The following is a 9,769-nucleotide window of genomic DNA, read 5'->3' on the forward strand; positions in this document are numbered from 1 at the left end:
GCGCAGCGCGGGCGACCGACCTGGCTGACCTCGACGCGGCGGTGAGCGACTGCTTCGCCTGCCCGCGGCTGGTGCAGTGGCGGGAGGAGGTCGCCCGCACCCGCCGGGCCGCCTTCCGCGACCAGGAGTACTGGGGTCGACCGGTGCCAGGCTTCGGCACCGGTGACGCCCGGATCGCCATCCTCGGGTTGGCGCCCGCCGCGCACGGTGGCAACCGCACCGGCCGGATCTTCACCGGTGACCGCTCGGGTGACGTGCTGTTCGCCGCGCTGCACCGGGCCGGGCTGGCCAACCAGCCGACCAGCGTCGCCGCCGACGACGGGCTCACGGTGCGCGACCTGCGGATCTTCTCGGCCGTCCGGTGTGCGCCTCCGGACAACAAGCCGACCCCGCTGGAACGGGACACCTGCGCACCCTGGCTGCACCGCGAGGTCACGATGATCCGGCCCACGCTGCGGGTCGTGGTCGCGCTGGGCGCGTTCGCCTGGGCCGCGTGGTGGCCGGTGCTCCGTGCGGTGTACGGGCAGCGCCCGCCCAGCCCGCGACCGGCGTTCGGTCATGGGGCACACTGGTCCGGCACGAACGCCCCGGACTTGCTCGGCTGCTACCACGTCAGTCAGCAGAACACCTTCACCGGGCGGTTGACACCAGAGATGTTGGACGATGTCTTCGGCCAGGCCAAACAGCTGGCCGGAGTGGACTGAGGCGACGCGTGGGGTGGTGGCGATGACAGACGGAACACGCCCGCCCACACCGGTACCGTCCGCCGAGCCGGGTGTGCTGCGGCCGGTGCTCGGCCTACTGCGCCGGTGGTGGCCGGTCGGCGCGGTCGCGGCCCTGCTCGCCGGTGCCGCGCTGGCGTCCGCCCACTCGTCGATCGGGGCCAGTCGCATCCCGCCGGCCGCGGACAACGTGCCGTGGGTTCCCGAGTACCCGACCGTCGAGCCGTCGCCGTCCATTCCGATCGAGCCCCGCGACGCCGGCGAGGCCACCCAGGCGCACATCCCGCAGTGGGTCGGCACCGTGGCTGTGGTCCTGCTCGGTCTGGCCATCCTCGCCGCGCTCGGCTACCTCAGCTGGGTCCTGATCCGGGGAGCGCTGCGCCGCACCACCCGGGCACTACCCGCGCAGCGGGCCCGCCGTACCGCCGAGGGCACCGCCCGCGAGGTGGTCGCCGCCCTCGACGCCGGCCTGGTGGAGCTCGACGACCGGGACACCGACCCCCGGGTGGCGGTGATCGCCTGCTGGGTGCGCCTGGAGGAGACCGCCGCTGCGGCCGGTGTGCCGAGGCTCGCGGGGGACACCCCCACCGACCTGGTCAGCCGACTGTTGCAGGGTGACCCGTCGGCGGGCGTGCCGGCCATCGCCAGCACCGATGTGCTGGCCGAGTTCGCGCACGTCTACCGGGAGGCCCGCTACGCCACCCACCCGGTCGGCGAACGCACCCGGGACCAGGCCCGCGCCGCGCTCGGTCGGCTGCGCGGAGAGCTCACCGCGGCGGTGACCTCATGAGCAGCACCAGCATCGACGATCTGCTCGCGTTCGAGGAGGAGGCCGCGCCGGCGGGTCCGCAGGCGCGCCCGTCCCGTTGGCGTCCGGTGCTGCGCTCGCTGGCGTGGGCCGCCGCGTTGGTCGCGGTCCTGCTGGTCGGCTTCCGCGCGGTGGGCCTCCAGGTCTCGCTTCCCGTACTGATCGCCGGGGTGCTCGCCGTGCTGGCGGTCCGCCGGGTCACCGCCCTGCTCGCGCCGCCACCTCCGCCGCCGCCGGCTCGCCGGGCCGGCGCGGGCGAGGAGGACGGCAGCTACAACTGGGACGCCCGGGACGCGCTGCGTGGCGCCATCAACCAGTGGGAACGGCCCCTGGACTGGTCCTCGAACCGAACCGAACGTTTCACCGAGGTGGTCCTGCCTCGGATCGGTGAACTGGCCGACGAGCGGATGCGGCTGAAACACGGCGTCACCCGTGAGTCGGATCCCGCCCGCGCCCGCGTCCTGCTGGGTGACCGCCTGTGGACGTTCCTGGAGACCCCGCCTCGCCGCACCCCGTCGCCGCGCGATCTCGCGGTGATCGTCGCCGAACTGGAGAGCATCTGATGAACGACGTGGACCGGAGCATTGCCCCCGCCGAGGTCGGGCACCTGGCTCGGGCGGTCCTGGACGCGGTCGGCACCGTGGTGGTCGGCAAGCGGGACGCGTTGGAGTTGGTCCTCGCCGGCATCCTCGCGGGCGGGCACGTGCTCCTGGAGGACCTGCCAGGGCTCGGTAAGACACTCACCGCCCGTTCGTTCGCCCAGGCCCTCGGGTTGGATTTCCGTCGGTTGCAGTTCACTCCCGACCTGCTCCCCGCCGACGTCACCGGCTCCTTCCTGTACGACCAGCGCAACGGTGACTTCACCTTCCGGGCCGGCCCGGTCTTCACCAACCTGCTCCTCGCTGACGAGATCAACCGGACGCCGCCGAAGACGCAGTCCGCGCTGCTGGAGGCGATGCAGGAGAAGCAGGTGTCGGTCGAGGGTGTGACCTACAAGCTCGACGAGCCGTTCCACGTGCTGGCCACCGCCAACCCCATCGAGTACGAGGGCACCTACCCGCTGCCGGAGGCGCAGCTGGACCGGTTCCTGCTGCGGGTCTCGTTCGGTTACCCGCAGCACGAAGAGGAGTGGGAGGTGCTGCGCCGTCGGATGAGCCGTCGCCGGGAGGAGGCGGACATCAAGGCGGTGGTCGACGCGGCGACGCTGCGGGCCATGCAGGCCGCACTGGAGGACGTGGTCGTGGAGGACTCCATCGGCCGCTACATCGTGTCGCTCACCGCTGCCACCCGGGAGCACCCGTCGGTGCTGGTCGGCGCCTCCCCTCGCGGTTCGCTGGCGCTGCTGCTGCTGGCCCGGGTCCGCGCGGTGTTCGGCGGACGGGACTACGTGGTGCCGGAGGACGTCAAGTCGGTGGCGGCCCCCGCCCTGGCCCACCGGATCACCCTGCGTCCGGAGATGTGGTTGCGCCGGGTCGACCCGGCGTTCGTGGTGGGCGAGGTGCTGGAGGCGACTCCCGCCCCGGCCAGCGGCGCGCTGCCCAGCTACGCCGCCGGCGGGCCCCGGCACTGATGACCGGACCGACAGTGCCGACGGCCACCGAGGCGGAACCGGCTGCCGGCTGGGCGCCCACCCCGGCGCTCGGCCGCGCGGTGCTGCTCGCCGGCCTGCTGCTGGTGGCCGGGGTGCTGCTGGGCCGGGTGGACCTCATCGTGCTCGCCGCCCCGTTCGCGTTGGGCACCGCGTACGCGCTGCGCCGACGACCCACTGCGCTGCCACAGGTGTGGATCACCCAGGGTGACGGCGGGCCGCTGGTCGAGGGCGGTGACGTGGCTGCGGCGGTGAGCGTCGGCAACCCGGACACTGTCGACTACGACCTGGTGGTGACGCGTACCCGCGTGTCGCAGTGGCTGCGGATCGACCGGGCCGGCTTCGCCCGCGACGAGGCCGCCGACGACGGGGAGCCGAGCGCCATCCCGGGAACCGGTGCGACGGTGCCAGGCGACGGCAGGCGCCGATCCGTCGCGGACCGACCGTTCGTGACGTCGGTGCCGAGTGGCGCGGCGGTGGATCTGGAGCTGGCCGGCAAGGCCCTGCGCTGGGGCCGGCACCCGGTCGGCCCCGCCGGTGCGCGGGTCGCCACGGCCGGGGGTCTGCTGGTCTCCCGCGCGGTGATCACCGAGCCGGTACGGGTGCGGGTGTACCCCCGTACCGAGCCGTTCGAGGCGGTCGAGGCGATGCCCCGCGCCGCCGGCCTGGTCGGGGCGCACCACTCGCGCCGACCTGGAGAGGGCGGCGAACTAGCCGGCGTACGCGTCTTCGCTCCCGGTGACCGGCTGCGCCGGGTCGACTGGCGGGTCTCGTTGCGGGCCCGGCAGCTGCACGTGGCCGCCACTCTCTCCGACCGGGACGCGGAGGTGGTGGTGCTGCTCGACGTGCTCGCCGAGGCGGGCCGCTCCGGTGGGGCTGACGGTGCCGCCTCGGTGTTGGACACCACAGTCCGGGCCACCGCCGCGATCGCCGAGCACTACCTGCACCGTGGTGACCGGGTCTCGCTGCTGGAGTACGGGCCGGCCGCCCGCCGGCTCCGGCCGGCCGCCGGGCGGCGGCAGTACCTGACCGTCCTGGAGTGGTTGCTCGACGTCCGGGTTCACGCATCCGCACACGAACCGTACGACCAGGTCTTCGGCCCACAGTTGCTCTCGTCGGACGCGTTGGTGGTGGTGCTCACCCCGCTGCTTGACGAACGGTCGGCGCAGATGCTCGCCCGGTTGGCCCGCGGTGGGCGGTTCGTGGTGGCGGTCGACACCTTGCCGACCGACCTGGCGTCGCCGAAGGACCGGGGTTGGGCCGAGGTGGCGTACCGGCTGTGGCGCCTGGACCGGGAGACCATGATCGGGCAGCTCCGGGAGCATGGCGTACCGGTCGTGCGCTGGGCCGGTGCCGGCAGCCTGGACCAGGTGTTGCGGGACGTGGCCCGGTTGGCGACGGCCCCAAGGGTGGGTGGCCGGTGAGCGCGAGGAGTGAGCTTGCGAGCCCCGTAGTCGCGAACGGAAGGCGGGTGCGGTGAGCGCGAGGAGTGAGCTTGCGAGCCCCGCAGTCGCGAACGGAAGGCGGGTGCGGTGAGCGCTCTGGTGGAGCGGGTTCGGGCGGCGCAGTACGCCGTCGCTCGCGTCAGCGTGGCCCCGCTGCTGGTCCGGGTGGGGATCTTCGTCATCGTGTTTGCCGGGTTCGCTCTGGCGTTCCCCGCAGAGGTGCTTTCCGGCCGGTCGATCTTCTTCCTGGCGGTGGCCGCCCTGTTGCCCGCGTTCGGGCCGCGCAAGGTCTGGACGACCTTCACGGCGTTGGTCACGGTGGGCGGTTGGTTGCTCGCCACCGATGGGTACGGCCGTCCGGTCGCCCTCTGGCGGCTGCTCGCCGTCGGGGCCCTGCTCTACCTGGGTCACACCCTCTGCGCGCTGGCCGCGTTGCTGCCCTATGACGCGATGGTGGACCCCGAATTGATCACCCGGTGGTTGGTGCGGTCGTCGGCCGTGCTGTTGGGTTCCGCAGTGCTCGGAGTGCTGTTATTGCAGGCGACGGGTACGGGCGGGGGTGCCGGACACCAGTGGGTGACAGTGCTGGGGCTGCTGATGGCGGTGGGGACGGCAGTGTTGCTGGGCTGGCTCCTGCGACGTCGGTGACCACTGCGTTCCGAGGGTTACGCAGGTCACATGGGTTGTGCTCCGTCACAGATGGGGGCCGCGAGCGGGATTACCTGAGCCGGCCGGGGAAAGATAGACAACGTGAATCCGAAGCGGATCCTTGTGGTTGGTGCAGGGCACGTCGGTCTGTACGCGGCGCTGCGCCTGTCGAAGAAGCTCAGCTCCCGTGAGGCTGAGGTCATGGTGGTTGACCCCCAACCCCACATGACCTATCAGCCGTTCCTGCCGGAGGCGGCGGCGGGCAACATCTCCCCGCGGCACTCCGTGGTGCCGCTGCGACGGGAGTTGCGCCGGTGCAAGATGGTGGCCGGCACGGTCACGCGGATCGAGCACGACCGCAAGGTGGCCACCGTCCAGCCGATCAGCGGCCCGGCCCGGGAGATCACCTACGACCACGTGATCGTGGCCCCGGGTTCGGTCTCCCGCACCCTGCCGATCCCCGGTCTGCACGAACAGGGCATCGGGTTCAAGACCATCGGCGAGGCGATCTACCTGCGCAACCACGTGCTGGATCGGCTCGACGTGGCGGCCGCCACGCCGGATCCGGACGTCCGCCGTTCGGCGCTGACCTTCACCTTCGTCGGCGGTGGGTACGCCGGCATCGAGGCGCTCGCCGAGATGGAGGACATGGCTCGCGACGCCCTGCGGTACTACCCGGAGCTCAAGCAGGACGAGGTCCGCTGGGTCCTGGTCGAGGCCACCCAGCGGGTGCTGCCCGAGGTCGACCGGGACATGGGTGCGTACACCGTGCAGCAGTTGATGAAGCGCAACATGGACATCCGGCTGGACACCCGCCTGGAGTCCTGCGTCGACGGGGTGGTGAAGCTCTCCGACGGTGACAGCTTCCGCTCCGACACGATCGTCTGGACCGCCGGTGTGAAGCCGTCGCCGATGCTGGACTCGACCGACTTCCCGCGCGACGACCGTCGACGGATCACCTGCCTGCCCACGCTCCAGGTGGTCGACGGTGACCGGGTGCTCGAGGGCGCCTGGAGCGCCGGGGACTGTGCCGCCGTGCCGGACCTGACCAAGGAGCCGGGCAACTTCTGCTCGCCGAGCGCTCAGCACGCTGTGCGCCAGGCCGCCCGGATGGCCGACAACATCGCGGCTGTGATCCGGGGTCGCGAGCCGGTGAACTACAAGCACAAGCACGTCGGCAGTGTGGCGAGCCTCGGCCTGCACAAGGGCGTGGCCCAGGTGTACGGGATCAAGATGACCGGTTGGCCGGCCTGGGTGATGCACCGGACGTACCACATGAGCCGGATCCCGTCGTTCAACCGGAAGGTCCGCGTGGTGGTGGACTGGTCGTTGGCGTTCTTCCTCAAGCGCGAGGTGGTCGCCCTGGGCCAGCTGCACGACCCGCGCGAGGAGTTCGTCGAGGCCTCCCAGCCGGTCGGCGCGCCCCGCGTCTGACCAGAGACAGACGCCAACCCCGTCGATCTTGCACTTCCGGATGCCGTGATGCGCCTTCTGGTGCGTCTTGTCCGGACAGGAAGTGCAAGATCGGCGGGGTTTTGGCTGGTCTAGACCCGCCACGTCCAGGCGTCGGCGATGCGGGTGGGCGGGCCGTAGAGCTGCTCCAGGGTTGCTCGCAGAGCGTCCGCGTGGGGGGTTTCGTCGGTGAGCGCCACACAGGAGGCGCCCCAGAAGTCCGCGTCGCGGGCGGCCTGGCGGCGCTGCTCGTCACCGATGGCCGGTTGGTCACCGCGGCGGGCGACATCCGCCAGTAGCGCGGACGTGGGCTGCTTGAAGGTGCCCATCGCCGCGCTGCCGCCCCTCCCGTACGGGCCGATGAAGAAGCCTTCCGGCAGCCCGAAACCCGCGTCGGCGGCGGTCGCCCAGCGCATCGGCCAGGGCTCCTTTGGAGTGGGCAGTGGCACCGGGACCAGCACCCCGCCCGGCGGTACGCACTGCCGCCAGTGGCCGCCGGTGATGAATTCCGGCACTGCGGGTCGTCCGGCGGTCGGCAGGGGGGTCGGGAAGATCGGTAGCAGTGCCACGCCCACGGCCAGCGGCACCAGCCGCCGCGCGCGGCCGGAGCTGCGCAGGGCCCGGTCGACCGCGAGCACCAGCAGCGTGGCGACGATCGGCAGCAACGCCAGCGCGAACCGCATCGGCAACGCCCCGTCCACCACCGGCAGCCCTCCGATCAGGGCGTACGGGCCGGGGACCGCCGTCCTGGTGCCGCCGAGCACCACCTCCGGGCCGAGCGAGAGCGCCCCCATCACCAGGCCCGCCACGACGCAGGCGAAGACCAGCCGGCGCCGCCCGGCCCAGATCGCGCAGACCGCAGCGACCAGCAGCAGTGGCCAGCCGAGGAACGTGTTGTATTCGGCGGGCCCGGTGGTCAGCCGGGCGGACTCGTCGCTGCCGGCCACCGACAGTGGGGAGAGCGCCCACCAGCTGCTCAGGTCGGCGGAGAAGTAGGCAGGGGTGAACATCCCGTCGGCGACTCCCTGCGGCCCGGCGAACTGGAACCACAGCGGATAGCCGAGCACCAGCAGGGCGAGCCCGGCGGCGATCGCCAACCCGCCGGCGAACCCGGGAAGTGCCCGGCGGGCCAGGTCCCGGTCCGCCACGGCGTAGCTGATCGCCATCGCCAGCAGCGTGATCGCGGCGAGGAAGAGCACCTCCTCGCCGATGAAGACCTGCGCGCTGACCGCGCCGGCCAGCCCCGCGGCAGAGGTGAACAGTCGCCGACGGTCCGGGCCGGTGGCCCGGGTACTGCCGGCTTCGTCGGGGGTGCCGGGCCCCGGGTCGGCCGCTCGCAGCAGCCGGACCACCAGCCAGACGATCACCGGCACCAGCCACTGGGCGGTCATGTGCAGGTGGCTGTTTGTCTGCGACACCATGCCGGGTCCGAATCCGCACAGCCCGCCACCGAGTGCGGCGGCCAGCCGGCGGACGCGCAGCGTCCGGTGGAACAGCAGGTACCAGGCGAGTGCGGTGCCGGCGAGGTTGCCGGCGGCGAGCAGCGCGAAGGTGACCGGCGCGCCCAGCAGCAGGGTGACCGGCGCGAAGAGGACGCCGAGGGCGATCACAGTGGTGTTGGCCATCAGGTTCACACCGTCGGGAGCGTTGAGCCGGTCGGTGAGCAGGTCGAAGTCGCCGAGCAGTGCGCGGGCGTCCACCGCCAGGAACCACTCGTAGAGGGTCTGGTCCGCCGGATTGAGTGCCAGGATGCGCCCGCTCGGGTCGGGCCACAGCCCGTGGGTGAGCCAGCCGGCCAGCGCCGCGAAGAGCAGAGCGGCCAGCAGATCCGCCCGGTGGCGGCGGATGGCGGCCAGCAGCCGGGTGGCCCGGGGTCGGCGGTTGGCCCGATCGGCGAGGCGGAATGCCTGCTCAGGGGCGGCTTCGGGGGCCGTGGGGGCTGCGCTGCTCACGGCATCGACCCTAATGCGGCCAGGCCGGCGGGGTACGCCGGGTCGCCGTAGACCGGCTACGGTGACACTGCACCAGGCGTGTCGGCGCGCCGGTGCCACTCGCCCGGGTGGTGGAAAGGCAGACACGGCCGCCTTAAAAGCGGCTGCCGAAAGGCGTGCGGGTTCGACCCCCGCCCCGGGCACCGGTCGACTCACACATTCTCATTCGTGATCTCCAGGACTTGGCTCTGCCGTTTACTCTTGGAGGGCACGTTCACGTGCAAACGACCCCCTGAGGGAGGCCAGACAGTGAAGACCTCGAACCCGGTGCTCGCCCGGCTCGGCCAAGCGGCCGAGCGGGAGCGCTCCGCCGGGTACGCCCCGGCCGGGCCGTACGGACAGCCCGGCATTCCCCAGCAGTACCCGTCCCAGGCCGACTACCCGGCCGCGCCACCCACTGTGGCGCCGATGACCGTCGACGACGTGGTCGTCAAGACGGTCGCTCTGCTCGGCATTCTCGGCATCACCGCCGCGGCCGCCTGGGTGCTCGTTCCCGACGCGCTGGTCGGTACCGCCTGGATCGGCGCGGCGGTCGTCGGCCTGGTGCTCGGCTTGATCATTTCGTTCTCCCGGATGGCCAACCCGGCGCTCGTGATCGCGTACGCGGTCGTCGAGGGTGTTTTCGTCGGCATGGTCAGCAAGGCGTTCGAGACGGCCTACGACGGCATCGTGCTCCAGGCCGCCGCAGCCAGCTTCGGCATCTTCTTCCTGATGGCGATGCTCTACCGGGCGAAGGTCATCCGGGCCACCCCGGCCTTCGTCAAGGGCATGATCGCCGTGATGGTCGGCCTCTTCGCGGTCATGATGATCAACCTGGTGCTGGCGCTGTTCGGCGTCAACACCGGTCTGCGCGACGGCAGCCCGCTCGCCATCGGCTTCAGCCTGGTCTGCATCGTGGTCGCCTCGCTGAGCTTCGTGCTCAGCTTCAAGGAGATCGAGGACGGCGTCCGGATGGGCCTGCCCCAGCGCTACTCCTGGGTGGCCGCGTTCGGCATCCTGGTCAGCCTGGTCTGGCTCTACATCGAGATCCTGCGCCTGCTGAGCTACTTCCAGGGCGACGACTGACCTCGTTCGCACTGCCGACCGGCGCCCGCCCCCACTCCGGTGAGGGCGGG

General features: G+C 71.9%; 9 protein-coding genes and 1 tRNA gene. 9 read left to right on the forward strand and 1 reads right to left on the reverse strand.

Features of this window, described 5'->3' with window-relative positions; translation table 11 throughout:
* The 7 genes from AB0B48_RS29235 to AB0B48_RS29265 form a co-directional block, all read left to right on the forward strand.
* Nucleotides 1-704 (forward strand): uracil-DNA glycosylase (locus tag AB0B48_RS29235; protein WP_357207096.1); only part of this gene is annotated, 704 nt, incomplete at its 5' end.
* Between the two features lie 22 nt (nt 705-726).
* Complete coding sequence (locus AB0B48_RS29240; protein ID WP_357207097.1) at nt 727-1,512, forward strand: DUF4129 domain-containing protein; 786 nt, start codon at nt 727-729, stop codon at nt 1,510-1,512.
* On the forward strand, nt 1,509-2,093 hold the full coding sequence (locus AB0B48_RS29245; RefSeq protein ID WP_357207098.1) for a hypothetical protein: 585 nt from the start codon (nt 1,509-1,511) through the stop codon (nt 2,091-2,093). The genes AB0B48_RS29240 and AB0B48_RS29245 overlap by 4 nt, the downstream gene beginning before the upstream one ends.
* On the forward strand, nt 2,093-3,100 hold the full coding sequence (locus AB0B48_RS29250) for a MoxR family ATPase (RefSeq protein ID WP_091394243.1): 1,008 nt from the start codon (nt 2,093-2,095) through the stop codon (nt 3,098-3,100). Before AB0B48_RS29245 ends, AB0B48_RS29250 begins: the two co-directional genes overlap by 1 nt.
* A complete protein-coding gene (locus AB0B48_RS29255; RefSeq protein ID WP_357207099.1) occupies nt 3,100-4,542 on the forward strand; it encodes a DUF58 domain-containing protein in 1,443 nt (480 codons plus the stop codon). The genes AB0B48_RS29250 and AB0B48_RS29255 overlap by 1 nt, the downstream gene beginning before the upstream one ends.
* Before the next feature lie 108 nt (nt 4,543-4,650).
* Nucleotides 4,651-5,211 carry a hypothetical protein gene (locus AB0B48_RS29260; RefSeq protein ID WP_357207100.1) on the forward strand — a complete coding sequence of 187 codons (561 nt, stop codon included), beginning with the start codon at nt 4,651-4,653 and terminating at the stop codon, nt 5,209-5,211.
* A 102-nt stretch (nt 5,212-5,313) separates the two neighbouring features.
* Entirely contained in the window at nt 5,314-6,645 is a 1,332-nt protein-coding gene (locus AB0B48_RS29265) for an NAD(P)/FAD-dependent oxidoreductase (protein ID WP_357207102.1), read from the forward strand.
* Nucleotides 6,646-6,755: 110 nt separating this feature from the next.
* Here the strand turns inward: AB0B48_RS29265 and AB0B48_RS29270 are convergent, their stop codons facing one another.
* On the reverse strand, nt 6,756-8,615 hold the full coding sequence (locus AB0B48_RS29270; protein WP_357207104.1) for a hypothetical protein: 1,860 nt from the start codon (nt 8,613-8,615) through the stop codon (nt 6,756-6,758).
* Between the two features lie 101 nt (nt 8,616-8,716).
* Between AB0B48_RS29270 and AB0B48_RS29275 the strand changes: the two genes are divergently transcribed.
* Together AB0B48_RS29275 and AB0B48_RS29280 are read left to right on the forward strand one after the other, a co-directional pair.
* Nucleotides 8,717-8,797: transfer RNA gene (locus AB0B48_RS29275), tRNA-Leu, on the forward strand.
* A gap of 106 nt (nt 8,798-8,903) precedes the next feature.
* Nucleotides 8,904-9,719: a Bax inhibitor-1/YccA family protein gene (locus AB0B48_RS29280; RefSeq protein WP_238679755.1), complete on the forward strand. Its 816-nt coding sequence runs from the start codon at nt 8,904-8,906 to the stop codon at nt 9,717-9,719.
* Nucleotides 9,720-9,769 lie beyond the last annotated feature (50 nt).

The organism is Micromonospora sp. NPDC049089, from assembly GCF_040648775.1.
Lineage (GTDB): Bacteria > Actinomycetota > Actinomycetes > Mycobacteriales > Micromonosporaceae > Micromonospora.

Coding starts and splice junctions, on each gene's coding strand:
- AB0B48_RS29240 (WP_357207097.1), top strand. CDS start 727: ATGACAGACGGAACACGCCCGCCCACACCGGTACCGTCCGCCGAGCCG.
- AB0B48_RS29245 (WP_357207098.1), top strand. CDS start 1,509: ATGAGCAGCACCAGCATCGACGATCTGCTCGCGTTCGAGGAGGAGGCC.
- AB0B48_RS29250 (WP_091394243.1), top strand. CDS start 2,093: ATGAACGACGTGGACCGGAGCATTGCCCCCGCCGAGGTCGGGCACCTG.
- AB0B48_RS29255 (WP_357207099.1), top strand. CDS start 3,100: ATGACCGGACCGACAGTGCCGACGGCCACCGAGGCGGAACCGGCTGCC.